The organism is Nonomuraea mesophila, assembly GCF_004352805.1.
GTDB lineage: Bacteria > Actinomycetota > Actinomycetes > Streptosporangiales > Streptosporangiaceae > Nonomuraea > Nonomuraea longispora.
Genome location: NZ_SMLD01000029.1, coordinates 1 through 19,406 on the forward strand (window position 1 = coordinate 1; position 19,406 = coordinate 19,406).

Consider the following 19,406-nt stretch of genomic DNA (forward strand, 5'->3'; position numbering starts at 1 on the left):
GCCCACCCGCAAGCCACCACCACCACGCCCGACACCTCCGCGTCCACACCGCCCCACGACACCACCACCCCCGACGTACCAGGGCCGCAGCGGGACGTTCCCATCAGCCCGGACGAGCCCGTGGACGTGCCGCCGGCGGTGGACGTCCCCGTCGCGGGCCTGGCGAGCGCGTCGAAGTTGCTTGTCGCCGTGCAGGCCGTCGCGGTCGTGAGCGGGGCCATTCCCGTGTCGACCTTCCTGGCTCAGCTCGTGCCGTGGTGGACGCTGCCCGTGCCGATGGTGTCGGTGATCGTGACGATCGTCGCCATCGCCGCCCTGATCACCGCCGCGGCCTTCGCGGGGCCGTGGCGTTCGCACGTGCTCGGACCGCTCACCGTGGTCTCCGCCGTCACCTCGCTCGCGCTCCTCCTCGACGTCATGACCGGCTCCACGCTCCAGGTGAACGCCGTGACCGGTTATGAGCCCGTCACCGGCGGACGGTTCTACGGCTTCAGCAACATCGCCTTCGCCGTCTACGCCACCGGAACCGTGCTCGGCCTGGCCGGGGTGGCCCAGTGGCTGCTCGGCAAGGGGGTGTCCAGGGTCGTGGTCGTCGTGCTGTGCGCGGTCTACGGAGGGCTGGCGGTCTTCGCGGACGGATGGCCGTCGTGGGGCGCCGACTTCGGTGGCGTGCCGGCCTTCGTGGTGGGTCTGGCCGTCTTCCTCATCCTGTTGTCGGGCAGGCGCGTTTCGCTGCTGAGACTGGTGTTCGTGGGCCTGGCGGGGGCGGTGCTCGTGGGGACGCTGGCCGTGTTCGACTGGCTGCGGCCCGAGGCCCAACGTACGCACCTGGGCGGTTTCGTCCAGCAGATCATCGACGGCCAGGCGTGGACGGTCGTCTGGCGTAAGTTCAGTGCCATGGTCGGCGTCACGGTCGGCAACTGGTCGCTGACCCTTCTGTCCGTGGTCGCGCTGGCCTTCCTCTTCCTGGTGCTCGCCCGGCCGTCGCGCTGGGGCGCCTCCGCGCTCGGCCAGGTGTACGCCCTCGCCCCGGTGCTCAGGGCGGGCCTGTTCGGCACGCTCACGTGCGCGTTCGTCGCCTTCCTCATGAACGACTCGGGCATCGCCATCCCCTCTATGGCGTTGACGGTCGCCGTGCCGCTGACGCTGGCGGCGTGTGTGCGCGCCCTGCAGCTCGCCACGCCCACACCAGCAGCGCCACGGTCAGGGCCAGCAGCGCCCACGCGAGCTGAGGCCTGAGCACCGTCCTGAGCCACTCGAGGTCCTGTGGCTGGGCCTCCACCCGGGCGGGCAGGTAGGCCAGCGACAGGACCAGCAGGTGGGCGACCGCGAACCTGTCCAGTGCCGACGCCCCCACGAGCGCCAGCAGCCCGAGCGCCAGCCCGTCGTACCACGGCAGCACGTAGGGGGTCGCGAACACGTAAGCCACCACCAGCACCGTCGCCACGACGGGAGCCTCAAGGCCTGCCCCGTCCGGCCCGCCGCCGCGCGGGCGGCCGACGCGGGAGCCCAGGCCGGGCCTGGACACCACACCGGTGGACCGCGCCCCGGCCGGACCGGCAGGCGGCGCCCCGGCCCGGCCGCCGTCCGCACCGGCCCCCGGCCCCGCCCCCGGGACCGTCACAGAACCCGACCCGGATGCCGTGGAGGGAAGGGATGACGCGCCTGAGGTGAGGCGGAACAGGGACCAGGCGATGAGCGCGAGCACCAGGAGGGATCCGACCTGGATCTCTCCCCGGTAGGCGCTGCCGGTGCCCACGACGGACTGCAGCCAGCCCTGCACGAGCTTCCAGAACGAGGCGTGCGAGATCGCCTTGCTGGTGCGGGTCACCGGTTCGATCGCCGCCGTGCCGACGATCGCGTAACCGGCGACGACCACGGCGAGGGCGCACCCGGCCATGACCGCCAGACGAGCAGGTCGCCGTCGCAACTCCCAGGCCGGCCCGAGAGCGACGAGACCGGCGTTGACCTTGATCGCCACGCCGAGGCCGAGCAAGATGCCCGACCCCGCGGGACGCCCCCTCGCCAGCAGGGCCGCGACCATGCAGGCGATGGCGAGGGTGTCGACGTGCATGCCCGCCACCAGCTGGTAGAGCAGCAGCGGGTTGGCCGTCCACAACAGCGCGGCCCGCAGGCGCCTGGCCGGGTCGTCCCGGGTGAACCGGTCGATGAGCAGGCCCGTGACGATGAACGCCGCGGCGTTGAACAGGGCCAGCACGAATATCGTCAGCCGGAGCGAGTCACCGCCCACCCAGCTCGCCACCGCCTGCAAGGCCGTCGCCACCGGGCCGTAGACGCTCGGCTCCTCCCGCCACGGCTCCTCGACGGCACCGGCGATGGGGTCGCCGGGCAGATCCACCGCGCCGTGCGCGTAGGGGTCGAGGCCCAGCGTGACCATGCGCCCGTAGGCGGCGTAGTTGAGGTGGTCGCCGGAACCGGACGGGGGCAGGAACGCCAGCAGCCCCGCCGTCAGGCAGCCCATCAGGACCACCGGTCGCACGAGGTCAGGACGGGCGGCCGCGAGCCGGTGGGCCAGGGGCAGGGCGAGCAGGAGACCGAGGCCGCCGAGGACGAGGGCGGCGGCGGCCAGGACGATCGTCAGATGCGGGTCCGGCCGGACGCCGAGGGAGTAGGGCGGCTGCCAGGCGGGGCCGGTCAGTGCGGGGACCATCGGCGAGGGGCCTAGCGCACCGATGGTGAGCGTCAGCAGGATCGAGGCGCCGATCGCCGCCGCGGCCGCCCACCCGAGCCGGCCTCGTGCCTTGTCGTGCCGCGATTGCGAAGTCACCGGACGATTCCAGCACACTCGCGAGGTGGCTCCGGACGGGCGCCGGCAGCCTGTGGACAACCGCTTCCGAGGGCCGTTCCTTGTGGACGACTCCGGGAGGTTCTCGCACCCGGGCCCACGTATCGACCCTCGTACGGACGTTGGTCAGCGCTTGGGGCGAAGTTTGTCCAGATTTTGCACGACAAGCGGCTCCCGCGTGGCCAATGCGCGCACCACGTCGCGCAGCTGGACCGCCCGGTGCAGTTGTGCCCGCCAGTCGGTGCCCGTGGCGCGGTGTGCCATGTCGACCTCGACCTCGGTGACCCGGAACCCCTTGCGCAGCAGGTCGATCGTCAGCGCCGTCTCCACGCCGAAACCGTGCGCCAGCGGCCTGGCCGCCTCGAACGCGGCTCTGGTGAGGCAGCGCTGGCCGTTGAGCGGCTGGGCGGGCTCGAAGCCGGTCGCGCGGCGGATGCCCTCCCTGGACAGGCGGACGACTAAGCCGTGGCCGCCGAGCCGCACCCGGGTGGCGAACACGGCGATCGTCATGTCGGCCTCGCCGGCGCGTACGGGCTCGATGAGCGGCGCGGCGGCCTGGGCCGTGTCGCCCAGGTCGGCGTCGAGGAAGAGGAGATGGCGGGCGGCGTCCTCGTCGAGGAGGCGTACGGACTCCGCGCCCGTCTCCATGGCGGCGGCCTTGCCCCTGTTGCGGCTGTGACGCACCACCCGGGCGCCGGCCGCGCGGGCCACCCTGCCGGTCTGGTCGGACGAGCCGTCGTCGACGACCACGACGAGGTCGACGCCGGGCAGCGCCATGGCCGCCCTGACGGTGGCCGCGATGCGGTCCGCCTCGTTGACGGCCGGGATGACGGCCGCCGTGTCACCGCCCATGGGACGTCACCTCCGCACCCGCGGCATCCGTCATGATCCCTCTGCTATGAGGAACTCCTGCGGCACCTCGTCGTACACGGTGAACACCGAGTCGAGGCCCGTGACCTGCAGGATCTTGCGTACGGCGGGACGCGGCGCGGCCACGTCGAGCGCCCCGCCCTGCTCTTTCATGCGCTTGAGCGCCGAGAGCAGCACGTTCATCCCCGTGGAGTCGCAGAAATCCACGGCGGACATGTCGATGACCACCCGGCTTGGCCCCTCCTGCAGCAGCCGAGTGAACTCGGATTGCAGGTGGGGCGCCGTGTACAGGTCGATTTCTCCGGTGATGGCGACGAGCGCGCACCCGGCCTGTGATCGAGTCGAGACCTTGAGCTCCACATGGGCAGGCTAGCGGCGCGGAGGCTTCCGGTCACGTTGTCACGCCGATAGGGCAACCACCGGTTTTTGTCCTCCGTTTGGGCTCCATGGAAACGGAGAGTACGCGAAGCTTGACAGCGTGACATCGGAACTGGCAACCGCGTCATGGCGAAGGAGGGGCTGGGGCACGTCCGTCGGGCCCCTGGATCGATGAACGCAGACAAACCTGAAGATCCTCAGCGTCAGGGGCTCCGCGAACGGCTGGAGACCATCCTCATCCGCACAGAGAAGGCCACCTCATGGGATGACGAAGCAGGGCGCCTCCGCGGCCTGGTGAACCACGAAGGCTATGTCCCCATCCGCACCCGGCTCGCCGTCGAGGACCTCGACTTCCTCGCCGACGCGCGCGCCGACCTGCTCAGGTTCTCGGAGCTCGGGCTCCGGCTGCTGGACCTCCACCAGCCGAGAGACGCGGGGGGCATCACGAGTGACACGGCGCATCCGATCCTGCGGTGCAGGAGCTGCATGTGGCGCTGGCCTTGCCCGACATTTCGGGCAATGTCGGAGTCGTTCGGGCTCCCGCGCTCCGACGTCGACCTCCCGGAGAGCGCCTGAGTGTCCCGACGCGGCCTGACCGTCCGGCCGGGAAACGCCCGAGCGTCCCGGGAGGTCACCCGGCGACGAGGGGCGACCGGACCGGCCCTCGGACCTCACGGACGACCAGGCGAGGTCACCCGGCGACGAGGGGCAGCCGGATCTCGAACCGGCACCCCGGCCCGTCGTTGACCACCTCGATCCTTCCGTCGTGCGCCTCCACGATCCCCTGCGCGATCGCCAGCCCGAGCCCCGCCCCTCCGTCGGCCGTGGGAGTGCGCGCGGCCTCACCCCTGAACGCCACCTCGAACAACCGGGGCAGGTCCTCCTCGGGGATGCCTCCGCAACAGTCGGTCACCGACAGGCAGGCCATGCCCGTGTCGTCCACGCGCGCCCTCAGCACCACGGTCCGGTCCGACGGCGTGTGCCGGATGGCGTTGACCACCAGGTTGCCGAGGGCCCGCCCCAGCGCCCCGGCGTCGGCCTCCACGGGCACGACGTCCGCCGCCTCGGCCGTGAGCACCACGCCCTTGGCGCGGGCCAGCGGCTCGGCCCCGGCCAGGGTGTCGGCGACCAGGTCGGCGAGCCCGATCCTGGCCCGTGACAGCCGCAGGGCGCCCGCGTGGATGCGTGACAGCTCGAACAGGTCGTCCACCATCGCGGAGAGCCGCTCGACCTCCTGCTTGATCTGCCCGTGGTAGCGGGCGACCGTCTCGGGGTCGGAGACCACGCCGTCCTCCAGCGCCTCGGCCATGGCCCGCATCCCGGCCAGCGGCGTACGCAGGTCGTGGCTCACCCACGCCACCAGTTCCCGCCGCGCCCCTTCGAGCGCCCGTTCGCGCGCGTACGCCTCCTCCAGGGTGTTGGCGATCGTCTGGAGCTCGGCGGGCAGCCCCTTGGGCGCCACGAACGGCGGCTCGCGTACGGCGGCCACCAGCCGCCTGCTCTCTCCGACCACCCGCTTGGCCAGCACGAACGCGACCCCGAGCCCCACGAGCCCGCCCACGGTCACCACGCTCAGCACGAAGTCCTTCACCGCCCCCGCGATGATCATCTTCATGATGATCGCCACAACGCCCGCCAGCGTGGCCGCCACGGCGACGACCACGACCACGGCCAGCATCACGCCGATCGACCGGGTGCGCAGCCGCCACATCACCGCGACGCCGGCGAACGCGATCAGCAGCCCGAGCCCGGCGGTGACGGCGACGACCATGGCCAGTTCGCCGACGGCCACCGCCGGCTGGGTCAGCGCGGGCACCGCAGTCATCAGGACCCGTCTATCAAGGGTTCGTACCGGTATCCGACCCCCCACACCGTCACGATCCTGCGCGGCCTGGTGGGGTCGGGTTCGATCTTCTCGCGCAGCCGCCGCACGTGCACGGTCACGGTGGAGGAGTCGCCGAACGACCACCCCCACACCTGGTTGAGCAGCGCGGACCGGCTGAACGCCTGGCGGGGGTTGCGCATGAGGTGGGCCAGCAGGTCGAACTCCCGTGCCGTCAGCATGACCTCCTCGCCTTCCAGCCGCACCTGGTGGGCGCCCACGTCGACCACCAGGCCGGCGTCGCGGAGCACGCCGGTGCCGCCCGTGATGGAGGCGGCGCCGCGGGCGCGGCGCAGCACCGACTGGACGCGCAGGGCCAGCTCGCGCGGGCTGAACGGCTTGGTCACGTAGTCGTCGGCACCGGTTTCGAGCCCGACCACCCGGTCGATCTCCTCGCCGAGCGCGGTCAGCATGATCACCGGTACGGGCCAGCGTTCCCTGAGCTTCCTGCACACCTGCAGCCCGTCGATCTTGGGCAGCATCAGGTCGAGCACCATCAGGTCCGGCGGGTGCGCCAGCGCCCTGCGCAGCGCCTCGACGCCGTCGCCGACGCATTCGACCTCGTGCCCGTCGCGCTCCAGATAGCGGGCAACGACCTCGGAGACGGTCGGATCGTCGTCGACCACCAGGATGCGGCTGTTCACCACTTCACGGTACGGCCCGGCTCTGTGAAGAGGGCAAGGACGTCATTACTTCGTAAGCGTCGCGGATCATGCCATGAGCACGTACGGTTGCCTCATGGGTAGAGTCGTGATGCTCGTTCTCGGGACCTTGCTGGGTCTCTTCGTGTTGTTCAACTTCCTCCTGCCGATGGTGCTGGGGCTGCTGAAGGTCGCCCTGATCATCGGTGTCGTCGCTCTGCTCGTCTTCGTCGTGGTCACGGTGATGGGCAAGTCCTCAAGGTCACATTGAGCCGGTGACGCAGTTCCTGTTCGACCCGTGGCTGGTGGGGATCACCCTGGTGGCGGTCCTGCTGCTGGTCACGTGGGCGGCCACGTTGCTGCCCGCCTTCTGTGGCGGGCCGCGGCGTTTCCCGCTGACCTACGCGCGCCGTACGGCGTTCCAGCGTATGCGCGATCCTGACGCGGCCGGGCGTCCGCGTCCACGCGCGCCCTAGGCATGCCCCGCTTCCTTCCAAGCGGGGCTCCTCAGGCTTGAGCCGGGTGAGCCCTTCCTCCCTTCGTGAAAAGAAACAGGGCTCATGATCGATTCTCTTGTCATGTTCGTCATCACCGTGTCCGGTGGGCACGCCGCGCTCGGCATCGTGCTCTTCACGCTGGCCGTACGGCTCCTGCTGCTGCCGCTCAACGTGCGCCAGGCCCGCACCGCCAAGATCAAGGAGCAGCTCGCGCCCCGCCTGCGCGCGCTGCAGAAGCGCCACCAGCGCAATCCCGAGCGGCTGGCGAAGGAGGTCTCCGCCCTCTACGCCAAGGAGGGCAGCTCGCCGTTCGCCGGGATCATGCCGATGCTGGCGCAACTTCCGTTCCTGTGGCTGATGTACCGGGTAGCCACGCATCCGACCGCGCTCGCCGGTCATGACCTGTTCGGGGCGCCGCTGGGGCAGCAGGTCGCAGGCGTGATCGCACATTACGGTCTGGCCAGCACCCCGGTTTTGGTCTTCATCTTGGTCATCGTGCTGGTCGCGGCCATCGCGTGGTTCTCGGCCCGGCAGATCAAGATCACGGAGGAGCAGCCCGAGCTGATGAAGAAGATCATGCCGCTGCTGCCGTACGGCTCCGTGCTCGCCGCGCTGGTGCTGCCACTGGCGGCCGGGATCTATCTGCTCGTCTCCACGGCGTGGGCCGTGAGCGAGCGGGCCGTGCTCGCTAGCCGGCCTCTCTGAGCGCCGCCACCTGCCCGTTCACCGAGCCGTTGCTGTGGGGAGCGGGCAGGATGGCCCACACGGTCGTGGTGTCGCCCTCATGCCGGACGCCCCAGCTTTCGGCCACATATTCGACGATGCCGAGCCCCCGGCCGCCGAGCGAGGACAGGGTCGGGCGCCCGGCGCGCGGCTCCGTCGCCGCCCCGCCGTCGCTGACCGCCACCTCGATGTGATCCTCGTTACGCAACCAGGCGACCCGCACCATGCCGGAAGGAAGCGGATGCGCGTGCCGGAGCGCGTTGCTCAGCAGTTCGCTCACCACGAGCACCGCGTCGTCGATCGCCGCGGAGAAGACCCCACAATCCTGCAGGTCAGTGCTCAGACGCTGGCGGGCGACGGCGACGCTGGACGGCGCGTACGGCAGTAGCACCACGCTTGACAACACCCACCTCCCCGTTCCCTGTGCCCCCCGTGGGAACACTCCCCGATACGACCGAAATGCCCCGTTACTCGACCCCAGAAACCGCATCTCGATCACAGCTTGTACACATTGGACGATAGATCAGCGCAACTGTGACTACCTCGTTACCGCATCGGTGTGTCGGATCCGATAGGGCAGAACCAGCCGCATGCGGGTGCCACCTCCTGGTCTCGGATGGGCGCTCACGTCTCCCCCTTGTGCCCTCGCGAGGCTGCGGACGATGTAGAGCCCGAGCCCTACTCCACCAAACCTTCTCCGGTCGCCGCTGTCCACCTGGACGAACCGCTCAAAGATCCGCTCCCGGTCAGTAGGGGCGATACCGACGCCCTCATCGTCGACGACCACGACCACGTTGCCGGACTCCGGCCAGGCCTCCACCGCGATCAACCCGCCTTTGGGCGAATACTTGAAGGCGTTCTCCAGCAACTGCCCGAGCACGATGTCCGTCGCCAGCGCGTCGCCCAGCACGTTGGGCAGCTTGCCGGGAATTCTCACCTCGACCCGGTGCCTGTCGGACAGCACGGGCAGCCCGAGCGTGGCGGCCTCGATCCGCTCGGCCAGGTCGAACTCCTCGATGCTTACCTTGAGCTCGTCCGCCCCCGCCCTGGAGCCCAGCAGCAGGTGGTCCATGAGCTGGCCGAGCGACCTGGACCGCTCGGCGATGGTGTGCACGGCCGCGCGGCGCTCGGGATCGCTCAGCTTGTCCCAGCGCGAGTCCAGCGTGCTGGCGAACCCCCGCACGATCGTGATCGGCGTACGCAGCTCGTGGCTGGTCGTGGCGAGGAACAGGTCCTTGGCCTCCTCCAGCTCCTTGGCCGCGGTCACGTCGCGGAAGTCGATGACCACCTCGCCGGTCTCCTCGATCCGCGCGCTCACCACGTCCAGCCAGCGGCCCGTCTCCATCTGGAACGTGACCTTCTCACCCGGCTCGGGCAGCGGGAACGGCGGAGGTCCGCCGATGACGTCGTCGGCCGAGAACGCGGTCAGCGCGGCGGCGGCCGGGTTCCAGCGGACCACGCGGCCCGCCCCGTCGAGGACGGCGATGCCGTCGGCGCTCGCGTCGAAGACGGCCCGCTCGTGGGCCCGCTGCCGTACCGCTTCCTGGTAGGCGACCGCGTTGCCCACGGCGATGCCCGCATGCCCGGCGAGCAGCTCCAGCAGCTCCAGTTCGAGGTGCCCGGGGACACGCCCGGCGAAGAGCGCGTAGAGGGCTCCGTACGGGCGCCCGCCGACGGCGGCCAGGCCCAGGGTGATCGTGTGCAGGCCGTCCAGCCGCGCCCATACCAGCTCGTCGAGCCCGTTCGTCTCCAGCATGACGGTCTTGCCGGTGCGTAACAGCTTGTCCACGAGGCTCGTACGCAGGTCGGTGGTGGTGCCCCTGATGGCCTCCGGCAACTGGTACGTGCTGACCAGGCGCAGCCGGTCAGCCTCGATCAGCACGAACCCGCCCGCGTCCGCGCCGGTGAGCTCCGTCAGGCTGGCCGAGATCCGGTCGAGCACGGCCGACAGCTCCAGCTCGGAGTTGATGTCGCCGACAACGTCCGTCAGCCGGCGCACGAGGCGTTCCCTGCGCGCCATGCGGTGCCTGGCCAGCTCGTCGGCCCGCGCCGGGTGGTGCACGCAGATGTATCCGGCCACGGCGTTGCCCAGGCGCAGCGCGCTGATGTCCACCCGGAGGTCGAGGAGGACGCCGTCCTTACGCAGGCGTTTGGTACGCAACGACACGGACTCGCCCGTGCGTACGCGCTCCAGCACGGCGTTGAGCTCGGCGGTCAGCTCGCCCGGCACGATCGGCGCCCGCCGCCCGAGCAGGTCCTCGGCCGTCCACCCGAACAGCCGCTCGGCGGCCTCGTTCCAGACCAGCACGCTCTGGTCGCGGTCGAGCACCACCACGGCGTTGGGCGAACCGGCGAGCACCGCGCGTGCGATCTCGTCGTCACTACCGGCCCATTCGTCCCCCACACCTCCATAGTGCACGTGGCTAGGTAGGTGCGTCGGGCGATCCGTCCGATACGCTGCGGTCACGGCGATTCTCGGCGGGTGTGGAGGGTGAGGGCGAATGGCGAGCGGTGATCTCGATGCCCTGTTGCGGGTGACCTCCAGCACCTACCGCGGCGAGACGCCGCCCGACATCGCGTTCGGCACCTACGACGGCGCCGTGGGCAGGCTGGTGCTGGCCGTGACGGGCAAGGGCATCGCCGCCTGCAGCTTCGAGAGCGAGAACGACGTCTTCGAGCTGGTCAGCCGGCATGTGGGCACGTTCATCGGCAACGACGCGCGGCGGCTCGACCCGGTGCGCAGAGAGCTCGACGCCTACTTCTCTGGCCGGCTGCGCGCGTTCGCCACGCCGGTCGACTGGGCGCTGGCCACCACGTTCGCCCGCTCGGTGCTGCAGAAGACCATGGCGGTCCCCTACGGCACGACCACGACGCTGGAGCAGATCGGCCAGAGCATCGGCAGGCCGCGCGCGCTGCGTGCGATCGGCAACGCGCTGGCCTCCAACCCCGTCTGCGTGATCGTGCCCTGTCACCGGGTGGTGCGCGAGGACGGCGCGCTCGGCGACTACGCGGGAGGCGCGAGCGCCAAGCAGCACCTGCTCAACGTCGAGCAGCGCGCCTCCGCGCCGCGCCGATGACGGCGGTCACCAGAGCCGCCACCACCGCCGCGCCGAGTGCGCCGTTCATCCACGGTTGCCGGGTGAAGCCGATGGCGTCGCGAGCGGAGGCCCAGAACCCGTCCCACGCGGCGATGGTGGGCGTCGAGGTGGTCAGCCAGTAGGCGGCGAAGCCGAGCGCCCACGGCACCAGCATCGACCAGCGCGAGGGGGCGTTCTCCTCGGTGTTCCAGCGGCGGCCGCCGCCGAAGGCGAAATAGTCGACGGCCAGCACCGCGAACATCGGCACGAACACCGCCCCGATCACCCCCAGGAAGGCGCCGTACGAGGTGACGTCGACGACGAGGGCGATCACGACCGTGAACACGCCGATGGCGGTCGAGATGATCCGCCGGTCGACGCGCGGCATCAGGTTCTGCAGCGACATGGTGGTGGAGTAGACGTTCGCGAACGACTGGTCGGTCTCGCGCAGCACCAGGATGCCGAAGAACAGCGCGCCCAGCGGAGCCGCCACGAACGGGTCGAACACGGCCGTGTTGTCGGCCTCCACGGCGGCGGCGCCGGCGATGGCCACGGCGTAGACGCCGAGCCCGAGGCAGGCCACCTGGGCGATCGTGTAACCGCCGACGATCCCGGTGAACGCCGCCCGCCCCGAGCGGGAGTGCCGGGCGAAGTCGGCGGCCAGCGGCACCCACGACACCGACAGCGCGATCACGTAGTCGACGGCCGGGGCGAACCCGGTCCACGACCCGCCGGCGGGGGCGGGCGCCTCGGACAGGAAATACCAGGTGAACCAGATCATCGACACGATCACGCCGACGGTGACGTACCGCCGCAGCAGCCTGATCGCGCCCAGCGGCCAGATCGTGAGCGCGGTGGTCAGCACACCCGCCAGCACCACCCACACGGAGTACGCCACCCCGTCGAAGATCGCGGTGGCGGCCTTGGCGATCACCCACAGCTCGAACGCGCCCCAGCCGAGCATCTGCACGATGTTCAGGACCGTGGGCACGTACGAGATCCTGGCCCCGAACAGGCCGCGCAGCAGCACCATCGCGGGCTGGCCCGTACGGGTGCCGGGGATGGCGGAAAGTCCGACCATGGCCGTGCCGACGAGGCTGCCGACCACCGTCGCCACCAGCGCGGCAGTCAGGCTGAGCGGCGCGTCGCCGGTCGGGTTGAGCAGGAGCAGCGCCCCTGAGAAGCCGAGGAGGCTGACACCGAGGTTGGCCCAGAGCGCACCCTGGTCGAGCACGCCCAGGGTCTTGGGGGGCTGCCCGTCGAGGGTCAGCGGAACTTCGTCGGCCACGTGCGACATCGCACACTCCCTACGCCGGCATTACCCGGACAGGTTCATGCGGTCGGCGACAGCCGTAGTCGCCCTCTCAGCCTGATTGCCTCAAGCTCCCGCGGATCGATTTGTTGCCTGCGGAGCAGGAATGTCCAGTTCCGCCGGCCCCATGATGCCTCATCCCTCCGAGTAAGGCCAGCCCGGGAGCCATTGAGCGCCCTCACGGGGACGCCCGGCAGAAAACGGGGGATGGGCGTCCATTTCCTCCATCGCACAGCGCGATCAAGCGCGCACATCCTGCCTAGCAGTCAACCGGCCTGTCAGGACCGATTCACGAAAAAAGGGGGGAAAATGAAGAAATTCCACGCTCTGGCCATTTCGGCGGCATGTTTGGCCGGCAGCCTCGCGGCGGCCGCACCCGCCATGGCAGCGCCGATCACGGCGGGCGTCACGGTGCAGGACGACGTCATCCGCAACTCCTTCGCCTGCTCCTCACCGAAGGGGGCGAAGCTCAACACGTCGTACAAGCCCGGAATTACATCCGTCACCGTCTATTTCAACAACCACTGCAGCACCAAGATGGCGATCAGCATGCATTACGAACTCAGCGACCCGCAATGTTTCACCGTGAACCCCAAGACGAAGGGCCGCAAGAAACTGCACGACGGGGCGATCACCATCACCAAGCTCACGGCGACCAAGGGATCCTGCTGACGACCAGCGCCGGACAAAGGGCCACCCACAACACTCGTGGGTGGCCCTTCCGCCTGCTGAAGGACGTACGGCTCAGGCCACGAAGGGCTGCTCCCCCGACTCGCTGACCATCGGACGCCCGGCCGCCTCCCACGACTGCATGCCGCCCCCGACGTTGACCGCGTCGCGCCCGAGCTGGTTGAGCCAGGCCGCCACCTGCAGCGACCGGCCGCCGACCCGGCAGACGACATAGATCGTCCGGTCGCCCGGCACCTCGTCGACCCGCCCCTGGATCTGGGTCATCGGGATGTGCACCGCCTCACGGGCGTGGCCCGCCCGCCATTCGTCCTGCTCGCGGACGTCGAGGAGGTAGGCGTCCGCGGGAATGTCGCTCGGCTCGATCTCTGGAACGGTCATGACCCCATCATCTCGCGACGACGGCGGCCCGGCTCACGCAGAGGGGCCCTGAGCGGGCGTCGTACGCGGCGCGGGCGATCTCCTCCTGGTGCGACTCGGTCCGGCGACGCGACCACGCAGGAGGCCGGTATGACCGCCCTCCGCACAGCCCTGACGGTCCCCCTGGCCGCCGCCCTGCTCTCCCGACGGCCCTGTTGCGTGGAAACCACGGAACACGGCCAAGAAGACGTCGTCACGGCGAGCAGCCCGTGAGCCTTCACAACCGGCCATGACAGACGCCGGCCGACGTCGGCGCGTGCGGGGACGTCGGCTGTGCCGTAAAGAAAAAGTCACCCCCGACCAACAGAACGCCCGGGGTCGGCGCGTGCGGGGACGGGTGCTGTGCCGTGAAGAGAAGAAAACGATGGTGCGGTCGCCGACCACAAGAGTCAGTGGGCGGGGAGGCGGTTGAGCACCTCGGCGATCTGTTCGCGCATCTGCGGCGTCACCTTGCCCTCTCGCTGGTTGAACGGGATCTCCAGTACGAGGTTGCTCACCCGCACCCACACCGTCACCTGGGTTTCGGGCACCGCGGAGAAGGCCTCGTCTCCCAGGCCCTTGACGGTGGCCGGCTTGTCGGCCTCCCTCCTGTAGTGGGCGAAGAGCTCCTCGGCCACGGTGACCCCGCTCTTGCCGCGCCACGCGCGCGCGTGCCGCAGTTTGACCCCGCCGCATTGGGTCGCCGACTTGGGGATGCCCCGGGTGCCCTCCGGCAGCAGGGAACAGGCGTAGGGCGGCACGGCGAAGCGCCCGTCCGCAGGGTCGGCGCTGGGCGCGGGCCGGTTCATGGCCTCGGTGATCCACTGCGCCGCCTTCCGCGCCTGCTCCAGGTGCCGCGGGACGGGCGGCGCATTCCAGCCGTAATTGATGTTGATCACCGCGTTGCTGAGCCGGAAGGTCAGCACCGTGGTGTGCGACAGCTCGCGGACAAGGATGAACGACTCGTCACCCACCTGCGCGCCGGCGGGAGGGTCGGGTGGCTGCGTGGCCACCATCCTGGGAAAGGCGGACTCCGGCGGTTCGGTGAAGAAGGCGTGAGCCGCCGCCACGTCCGCGGCCAGATGGATGCCGACCTCGAGCTGGTAGATCGCAGGCCCTTCCAGCCCGAGGCGCGGGGTCGACCAGGTGCATCCGGCGTCGGCGTACTCTTGCTCGGCGAGCGTGACCAACTGCTCCACCTGCTCAGCGGTCAGCAGCGAGCAGGGGTCGAGGGGTCCGGCGAACCTGCCGGGACCCGACGGCGGAGGGCTGGAGGCCTGGGTCGGGCTGGGGGGTGGGGAAGCCGCCGAGCAGGCGGCGGTGAGCAGCAGGAGGATGGCCACGACGGCCCTGATCATGACAGCGCCTCCACGATCCACCGAGCGGCCTGCTCGGCCTTGTGCCGATCCCGGGCCTCTACGCGGGCGAGCAGATTGGCCTTCCTGAAGACCACCACCGGCGGGCCGGGCGACTGGGGTGTCCCTTCCCGGAAGGCCAGCGCCTCGTCCGCGAGATCCAGGGCCGCCGCCTCCGATCCTTTCCAACCGGCGAACATCTCCTTCGCCTGGGCGATCCCGTCACCCGCCGGACCGCGCTGGGGAGCCCAGAACCGCAGCTCGAGTTGCGGATCCCCGGGCGTGTTCGGCTTCTCCCAGTCGCAGTTCGCCGATTCCGAGGTCCCCGCGTCGGCCTCCGTGTCGACCAGTTTCCTGAGCTGCTTGTCGCTGAGGACGGCGCAGGCGACCGGCGGTTCCGCGTAGGTGCCGGAGGGCGCTGTGGGCGTCGGTTCGGGTGGGCTCATCCGCCCGAGGCCGCGCGCCACGCGGCGGCTCACCGACACCGCGCCTTGACGCAGGCGGTCAGCGCTCACCGGCCGGTCGAACGTGGAGTATTCGACCTTCACCAGGAGATTGCCAACGCGGAACAAGACCTGGACGAGTTCCACTCGCTTCGTGTCGGCGGAGAGGTGGTCGACCAGGTGGGCCTCGTCGCCCACTTTCTCCACCACCCGCGCTTTCGTGGTGGTCATCTGGCGGGAGCCGCTCTTGACCCACATGGGGAAGGGGGACGTGCGCGGGCGAAGGTCGCCGACCAGACGCTTGCGGTACTCCTCGTGAACCTGCGCCGAAGTGTGATCCCACGGGTCCCCGTCCCGGGTGACCCAACTGACCCCCAGTTCCGTGGCCCCCTGCGACCAGACACAGTATCGTCCGTGCAGCCTGGCGTCCGCGTCGGGCACGAGCCGCTCGACCAGGGCCCGGTCGACGGTCGCGCACAGGTCGACCGGCGCGGGGAACCGTGGCTGAACCGCTGGTGGCAGCGGGTTGAGCCATAACATCAGAGCGATAACGAGACGCACCAGCGGATGCTATTCAACGCCGGTATATCGCGGGTATGCCCATGACTCTCCGGTCCGCGTTGATTCTGCTGCTTGGGTGATATTTTTTGGTTTTACGGCACAGCCCGCGTCACCGCACGCGCCGACGTCGGCCGGCGTCTGTCATGGCCGGTCGTGAAGGCTCACGGGCTGCTCGCCGTGACGAGCGTCAGCTTGGCCGTGTTCCGTGGTTCCGGCTCGGCGCGGGCGGACGCGGGCTGTGCAGTGAAGAAGGAGAACAATCACTTCAGCAGACGAGAAAGCCTCCTGTCGGCGAGGGGCTTGCCGCCGGTCTGGCAGGTCGGGCAGTACTGCAGCGACGAGTCGGCGAACGACACCTCGCGGATCGTGTCGCCACAGACGTCGCACGGCTGCCCCGCCCGGTTGTGCACGCGCAGCCCCGACTTCTTCTCCGCCTTGAGGTCCTTCGCGGCCAGCCCGTGCGCCCGCTCGACCGCCTCGCCGAGTGTGGTGACGATGGCTTCGTGCAGGTCGGCGATCTGCGTGTCCGTGAGCGTCGCGGCGATCTTGAACGGGGACATCCTGGCCGCGTGCAGCACCTCGTCGGAATAGGCGTTGCCGATGCCGGCGATGATCTTCTGGTCGCGCAGCAGGCCCTTGATCTGGGTGCGGTTGCCGCCCACGATGCGTTTGAGCGCGGCGACCGTGAACGACGGGTCGAGGGGGTCGGGGCCGAGTGCGGCGATGCCGGGCACCTCGTCCGGATTTCTTGTGACATAGACGGCGAGCCGCTTCTGGGTGCCCGCCTCCGTCAGTTCGAAGCCGGGCGCCTGGCCGTCGTCGTCGGGAGCCAGCCGCACCCGCACCGCGAGCGGCCCCTTGCCCGGACGGACGGGCTTGGCTCCCGACAGGTCGTCGCGCCAGCGCAGCCATCCGGCCCTGGCCAGGTGGATGACCAGGTGCAGGCCGTCGCAGTCGAGGTCGAGGAACTTGCCGTGCCTCGCCACGCCGGTGATGGTCAACCCGCCGAGCGCCGTCGCCGGCGGGTCGAACGTCTTGAGCGCCTGGAAGCCGACCACGTCGACCGCCAGGATCGTATGGCCCACCGCCCGCTCGCGCAGGAAGTGGGTGAGAGACTCCACTTCGGGAAGTTCCGGCATGTCACCAGGGTACGGTCCACGCCGCGCCGTCCACAGCCTGTGGACGCTACGGCACGCTCCAGAAGGCCAGCTCGTGCGCCATGCCCTCGGTGAACTTCTCCTCCGCCCGCGCCGGGTCGAGATCGGCCTCGTCGATCATCTCGGCGATGCGTACGGCGAGCTGGGCGAACCCCGGGTCGGCGTACGTGTCCACCCAGGCCCGGTATCTCGGTTCGCTGGGCGGGTTCTCGGCCAGGATCTGCCCGAGGGTCGAATAGCCCCACATACACGGATAAAGGGCCGCCAGCCCTTCCCCGTACGACGCCGCCGACTCCAGCAGGAACCCCGTGTACGCCGCACACGCCGGCCCCTTGACCACGCCTCCCAGGTCGGCCCCGAACTCCGCCGACAACGACCTGTGCAGGTTCAGCTCGTCGTGGTACGTCGCGTGCGCCAGGTCCACCAGGTCGCGCAGATGGGCGTCGGGCGCCTGCCAGGCCAGCCGCGAGAACACCCGTACGTAGTCCAGCAGGAACAGGTAGTCCTGCTCCAGCCACGACCTGAACACCGGTTCCGCCAGGTCACCACGGCCGATGCCGACCACGGTCGGATGGTCGAGCTGCGCCTGCAGCAGGGGACGGCCGATGGCGTGCAACTTCTCGGACAAGCTCATAAAAGGGAGGTTAGTGTCGAAACATGACTGTGACGATCGCGGAAGAATTCCTCCTGCTGGCCTACCGGGACGACAAGGGCACCCCGCTCATCGACTCCACGCGGCTTGACTCCGCGCTCGCCGGCGCGCTCCTCGCCGAGCTGGCCGTCGCCGGACGGCTGGAGTTGTCGGACAAGAAAGTGACGGTCACCGATCCGAGCCCTCTCGGCGACGCGGAGCTCGACGCCACACTGACCCGCATCGCCTCCGAGACCAAGGCCAGGAAACCCGCCTGGTGGGTGCAGCGGCTGAAGACGGGCAAGCTGCGCATGCGCCTGCTGACCAAGCTCGCCGAGTCGGGCGTCCTGGCCGAGGAGCGCGGCAGGGCCCTCGGCATCTTCCCCGTCACCCGCTGGCCGGAGGCGCACCCCGGCGTCGAGGCCGACGTACGCGAGCGGGCGTCGGCCGTGCTCGCGGGCGCCACCCCCGACGCGCGCACGGCGGTGCTGATCGCAATCACGCACGCGGCCAAGCTCGACCGCAAGGTCTTCCCCGAGGCGGACAGGCGGCGGATCAAGGAGATCTCGGAGGGCGCGTGGACGGCCGACGCCGTCGCCAAGACCATCGCCGCCATCAACGCGGCCACCATGGCCGCCATCAGCGCCGCGACCACGGCAGCCGCCGGCAGCAGCAGCGGCGGCTGACGGGGCTAGCGGGCGTCGATCACGCTCTTCGGCACGGGCTTGTCCTCCTTCAGCGCGTTGAACAGCGCCAACGCCTTCTGCCTGTCCGACTTGACGGCCACGCCGCCGTTGGGGAGGTTCTCGTTGCCGCCGAACGGCACGACCGTCGTCACCGGGCTGTCGCCCATGGCGAGCCCCAGCGAGAGCAGGTCGAAAGCGCCGGTGCTCGAGTCGACCGTCACCGCGTCCGTGGCGCTCATCGCCAGCGGGATGGACGTGAACGGGTTGATGAGCACCCCCGGGCTGGCCGCCTTCTTCACGACCGCCGCGAGGAACTGGCGCTGCCGCTTGGTGCGCTCGTAGTCGGGCAGCGCGCCGCCCTTGCGGGTGCGTACGTATCCCAGGGCCTGGGAGCCGTCGAGCACCTGCTTGCCCTTCTTCAGCTTGAGCCCGGCCTTCGGGTCGTTCACGGCGGCCGTCACGTTCATCTCGACCCCGCCCACCGCGTCCACGATGTCGACGAAACCAGCGAACCCGATCTCCATGTAGTTGTCGACGCGCAGGTCCGTGACCGTCTCGATGGTGCGCACCAGCAGTTGCGGCCCGCCGTTGTAGGCGGCGTTGAGCTTGTCGCGCTGCTTGCCGTAGATGGTGACCGCCAGGTCACGCGGCAGGCTGACCAGCGTCGGCCTGTCGCCGGTGTCGGGGATGTGCAGCAACATCATCGAGTCCGTACGCTGCCCGACCGCGCGCCCGGTGGCCAGCTTCCTGCGCTGGGCCTTCGACAACCCTTTACGGCTGTCGGAGCCGACCAGCAGCCAGTTGGTGCCGGGACCGTCGGCGGGGCGGTCCTCGTAGTCGGTGAGCACGTCGTCGATGCCCGACAGCCGCGAGTCGATCCAGAAGAACAGGCCCACGGCCGCCACGAGCAACACGGCCAGAAGCCCGGCGATGATCTTCAGGATCGTTCTGCCGGAGACTTTCCTGCGGGGTCCCCGCGGCGGCTGCTCGCCCCTCGACCTCAGCGGCCTGATGGGACCGCCCCCGCCGCCAGAGCGCTGCCTGCCGTAGACACGCCCGCTGGAGCCGCGCGGCTCGGCGCCGGGCGGCGGCTCCGGAATCTGGGAGGCCGCGGGAAGTTTGTGCGTGGGCGCGCCCGGCCCTCCCGACGGGAACCGGTGCGCGGGGGCGCCGCCTGAGCGCGGGACGTCGTTGGGCCGCGGCGGCAGCGGGCGGCCGTCGCCCGGCGAGCGCATGGCCCGCGTACGGTCGTCCTCAGACACTTCGCCTTCCCTTCGCTTCGTACATAGACGCTACGTCCA

The 19,406-nt window shown here is 70.0% G+C and carries 20 protein-coding genes, 2 pseudogenes and 1 riboswitch; of the genes and pseudogenes, 8 read left to right on the forward strand and 14 right to left on the reverse strand.

Features of this window, described 5'->3' with window-relative positions; translation table 11 throughout:
- Positions 1-1,239, forward strand: a pseudogene (locus E1295_RS13790) (hypothetical protein); the annotation flags it as partial.
- Between the two features lie 427 nt (positions 1,240-1,666).
- Here E1295_RS13790 and mptB read toward each other — a convergent pair.
- The 3 genes and pseudogenes from mptB to E1295_RS13805 form a co-directional block, all read right to left on the reverse strand.
- Positions 1,667-2,806: pseudogene (gene mptB, locus E1295_RS13795) on the reverse strand (polyprenol phosphomannose-dependent alpha 1,6 mannosyltransferase MptB); the annotation flags it as partial.
- A 126-nt stretch (positions 2,807-2,932) separates the two neighbouring features.
- Positions 2,933-3,658, reverse strand: coding sequence for a glycosyltransferase family 2 protein (locus tag E1295_RS13800; protein ID WP_132630664.1), 726 nt, complete (start codon positions 3,656-3,658; stop codon positions 2,933-2,935).
- Between the two features lie 30 nt (positions 3,659-3,688).
- Positions 3,689-4,036: an STAS domain-containing protein gene (locus tag E1295_RS13805; RefSeq protein ID WP_132328427.1), complete on the reverse strand. Its 348-nt coding sequence runs from the start codon at positions 4,034-4,036 to the stop codon at positions 3,689-3,691.
- A gap of 189 nt (positions 4,037-4,225) precedes the next feature.
- On the opposite strand from E1295_RS13805, the gene E1295_RS13810 reads away from it, so the two are divergent.
- On the forward strand, positions 4,226-4,630 hold the full coding sequence (locus E1295_RS13810; RefSeq protein ID WP_132630665.1) for a hypothetical protein: 405 nt from the start codon (positions 4,226-4,228) through the stop codon (positions 4,628-4,630).
- A gap of 115 nt (positions 4,631-4,745) precedes the next feature.
- Here E1295_RS13810 and E1295_RS13815 read toward each other — a convergent pair whose 3' ends face one another.
- Positions 4,746-5,879 (reverse strand): sensor histidine kinase, encoded by a 1,134-nt coding sequence (locus tag E1295_RS13815; RefSeq protein ID WP_220448697.1) that lies wholly within the window; start codon positions 5,877-5,879, stop codon positions 4,746-4,748.
- The gene (locus E1295_RS13820; RefSeq protein ID WP_132630666.1) at positions 5,879-6,580 is read right to left on the reverse strand and encodes a response regulator transcription factor; all 702 of its coding nucleotides are present in this window, start codon (positions 6,578-6,580) and stop codon (positions 5,879-5,881) included. Before E1295_RS13820 ends, E1295_RS13815 begins: the two co-directional genes overlap by 1 nt.
- 94 nt (positions 6,581-6,674) lie before the next feature.
- Here E1295_RS13820 and E1295_RS48675 point away from each other — a divergent pair, with 94 nt between their 5' ends.
- The 3 genes from E1295_RS48675 (at position 6,675) to E1295_RS13830 (ending at position 7,779) form a co-directional block, all read left to right on the forward strand.
- Positions 6,675-6,848: a hypothetical protein gene (locus E1295_RS48675; protein WP_161714338.1), complete on the forward strand. Its 174-nt coding sequence runs from the start codon at positions 6,675-6,677 to the stop codon at positions 6,846-6,848.
- 4 nt (positions 6,849-6,852) lie between these two features.
- Positions 6,853-7,053 carry a DUF6412 domain-containing protein gene (locus E1295_RS13825; RefSeq protein ID WP_132630667.1) on the forward strand — a complete coding sequence of 67 codons (201 nt, stop codon included), beginning with the start codon at positions 6,853-6,855 and terminating at the stop codon, positions 7,051-7,053.
- Between the two features lie 84 nt (positions 7,054-7,137).
- Positions 7,138-7,779 (forward strand): YidC/Oxa1 family membrane protein insertase, encoded by a 642-nt coding sequence (locus E1295_RS13830; protein ID WP_132630668.1) that lies wholly within the window; start codon positions 7,138-7,140, stop codon positions 7,777-7,779.
- Here E1295_RS13830 and E1295_RS13835 read toward each other — a convergent pair.
- A complete protein-coding gene (locus E1295_RS13835) occupies positions 7,763-8,191 on the reverse strand; it encodes an ATP-binding protein (protein WP_246080028.1) in 429 nt (142 codons plus the stop codon). The genes E1295_RS13830 and E1295_RS13835 overlap by 17 nt on opposite strands.
- Before the next feature lie 144 nt (positions 8,192-8,335).
- Positions 8,336-10,201 (reverse strand): sensor histidine kinase, encoded by a 1,866-nt coding sequence (locus tag E1295_RS13840; protein ID WP_246080029.1) that lies wholly within the window; start codon positions 10,199-10,201, stop codon positions 8,336-8,338.
- A 97-nt stretch (positions 10,202-10,298) separates the two neighbouring features.
- Between E1295_RS13840 and E1295_RS13845 the strand changes: the two genes are divergently transcribed.
- Complete coding sequence (locus E1295_RS13845; protein WP_132630670.1) at positions 10,299-10,874, forward strand: methylated-DNA--[protein]-cysteine S-methyltransferase; 576 nt, start codon at positions 10,299-10,301, stop codon at positions 10,872-10,874.
- Here the strand turns inward: E1295_RS13845 and E1295_RS13850 are convergent.
- Entirely contained in the window at positions 10,837-12,171 is a 1,335-nt protein-coding gene (locus E1295_RS13850) for a purine-cytosine permease family protein (protein ID WP_132630671.1), read from the reverse strand. The genes E1295_RS13845 and E1295_RS13850 overlap by 38 nt on opposite strands.
- Positions 12,162-12,274, reverse strand: a riboswitch (TPP riboswitch). Its footprint overlaps the gene before it by 10 nt.
- 221 nt (positions 12,275-12,495) lie before the next feature.
- Between E1295_RS13850 and E1295_RS13855 the strand changes: the two genes are divergently transcribed.
- Positions 12,496-12,858 carry a hypothetical protein gene (locus tag E1295_RS13855; protein ID WP_132630672.1) on the forward strand — a complete coding sequence of 121 codons (363 nt, stop codon included), beginning with the start codon at positions 12,496-12,498 and terminating at the stop codon, positions 12,856-12,858.
- Between the two features lie 72 nt (positions 12,859-12,930).
- Here E1295_RS13855 and E1295_RS13860 read toward each other — a convergent pair whose 3' ends face one another.
- From E1295_RS13860 to E1295_RS13880, 5 genes are all read right to left on the reverse strand, one after another.
- Complete coding sequence (locus tag E1295_RS13860; protein WP_132630673.1) at positions 12,931-13,254, reverse strand: rhodanese-like domain-containing protein; 324 nt, start codon at positions 13,252-13,254, stop codon at positions 12,931-12,933.
- A gap of 428 nt (positions 13,255-13,682) precedes the next feature.
- Positions 13,683-14,630, reverse strand: a complete 948-nt coding sequence (locus tag E1295_RS13865; protein ID WP_132630674.1) for a DUF3558 domain-containing protein — start codon at positions 14,628-14,630, stop codon at positions 13,683-13,685.
- A complete protein-coding gene (locus tag E1295_RS13870) occupies positions 14,627-15,511 on the reverse strand; it encodes a hypothetical protein (RefSeq protein ID WP_132630675.1) in 885 nt (294 codons plus the stop codon). Before E1295_RS13870 ends, E1295_RS13865 begins: the two co-directional genes overlap by 4 nt.
- A 380-nt stretch (positions 15,512-15,891) precedes the next feature.
- Positions 15,892-16,770, reverse strand: coding sequence for an Fpg/Nei family DNA glycosylase (locus E1295_RS13875; RefSeq protein WP_132630676.1), 879 nt, complete (start codon positions 16,768-16,770; stop codon positions 15,892-15,894).
- 46 nt (positions 16,771-16,816) lie between these two features.
- Positions 16,817-17,422 (reverse strand): TenA family protein, encoded by a 606-nt coding sequence (locus E1295_RS13880; protein ID WP_132630677.1) that lies wholly within the window; start codon positions 17,420-17,422, stop codon positions 16,817-16,819.
- 23 nt (positions 17,423-17,445) lie between these two features.
- Here E1295_RS13880 and E1295_RS13885 point away from each other — a divergent pair, with 23 nt between their 5' ends.
- Entirely contained in the window at positions 17,446-18,105 is a 660-nt protein-coding gene (locus E1295_RS13885) for a GOLPH3/VPS74 family protein (RefSeq protein WP_132630678.1), read from the forward strand.
- 5 nt (positions 18,106-18,110) lie between these two features.
- Here E1295_RS13885 and E1295_RS13890 read toward each other — a convergent pair whose 3' ends face one another.
- Positions 18,111-19,367: an LCP family protein gene (locus tag E1295_RS13890; protein WP_246080030.1), complete on the reverse strand. Its 1,257-nt coding sequence runs from the start codon at positions 19,365-19,367 to the stop codon at positions 18,111-18,113.
- Positions 19,368-19,406 lie beyond the last annotated feature (39 nt).

Coding starts and splice junctions, on each gene's coding strand:
- E1295_RS13880 (WP_132630677.1), bottom strand. CDS start 17,422: ATGAGCTTGTCCGAGAAGTTGCACGCCATCGGCCGTCCCCTGCTGCAG.
- E1295_RS13830 (WP_132630668.1), top strand. CDS start 7,138: ATGATCGATTCTCTTGTCATGTTCGTCATCACCGTGTCCGGTGGGCAC.
- E1295_RS13860 (WP_132630673.1), bottom strand. CDS start 13,254: ATGACCGTTCCAGAGATCGAGCCGAGCGACATTCCCGCGGACGCCTAC.
- E1295_RS13800 (WP_132630664.1), bottom strand. CDS start 3,658: ATGGGCGGTGACACGGCGGCCGTCATCCCGGCCGTCAACGAGGCGGAC.
- E1295_RS13865 (WP_132630674.1), bottom strand. CDS start 14,630: ATGATCAGGGCCGTCGTGGCCATCCTCCTGCTGCTCACCGCCGCCTGC.
- E1295_RS13885 (WP_132630678.1), top strand. CDS start 17,446: ATGACTGTGACGATCGCGGAAGAATTCCTCCTGCTGGCCTACCGGGAC.
- E1295_RS13855 (WP_132630672.1), top strand. CDS start 12,496: ATGAAGAAATTCCACGCTCTGGCCATTTCGGCGGCATGTTTGGCCGGC.
- E1295_RS13875 (WP_132630676.1), bottom strand. CDS start 16,770: ATGCCGGAACTTCCCGAAGTGGAGTCTCTCACCCACTTCCTGCGCGAG.
- E1295_RS13810 (WP_132630665.1), top strand. CDS start 4,226: ATGAACGCAGACAAACCTGAAGATCCTCAGCGTCAGGGGCTCCGCGAA.
- E1295_RS13850 (WP_132630671.1), bottom strand. CDS start 12,171: ATGTCGCACGTGGCCGACGAAGTTCCGCTGACCCTCGACGGGCAGCCC.
- E1295_RS13845 (WP_132630670.1), top strand. CDS start 10,299: ATGGCGAGCGGTGATCTCGATGCCCTGTTGCGGGTGACCTCCAGCACC.
- E1295_RS13815 (WP_220448697.1), bottom strand. CDS start 5,879: ATGACTGCGGTGCCCGCGCTGACCCAGCCGGCGGTGGCCGTCGGCGAA.
- E1295_RS48675 (WP_161714338.1), top strand. CDS start 6,675: ATGGGTAGAGTCGTGATGCTCGTTCTCGGGACCTTGCTGGGTCTCTTC.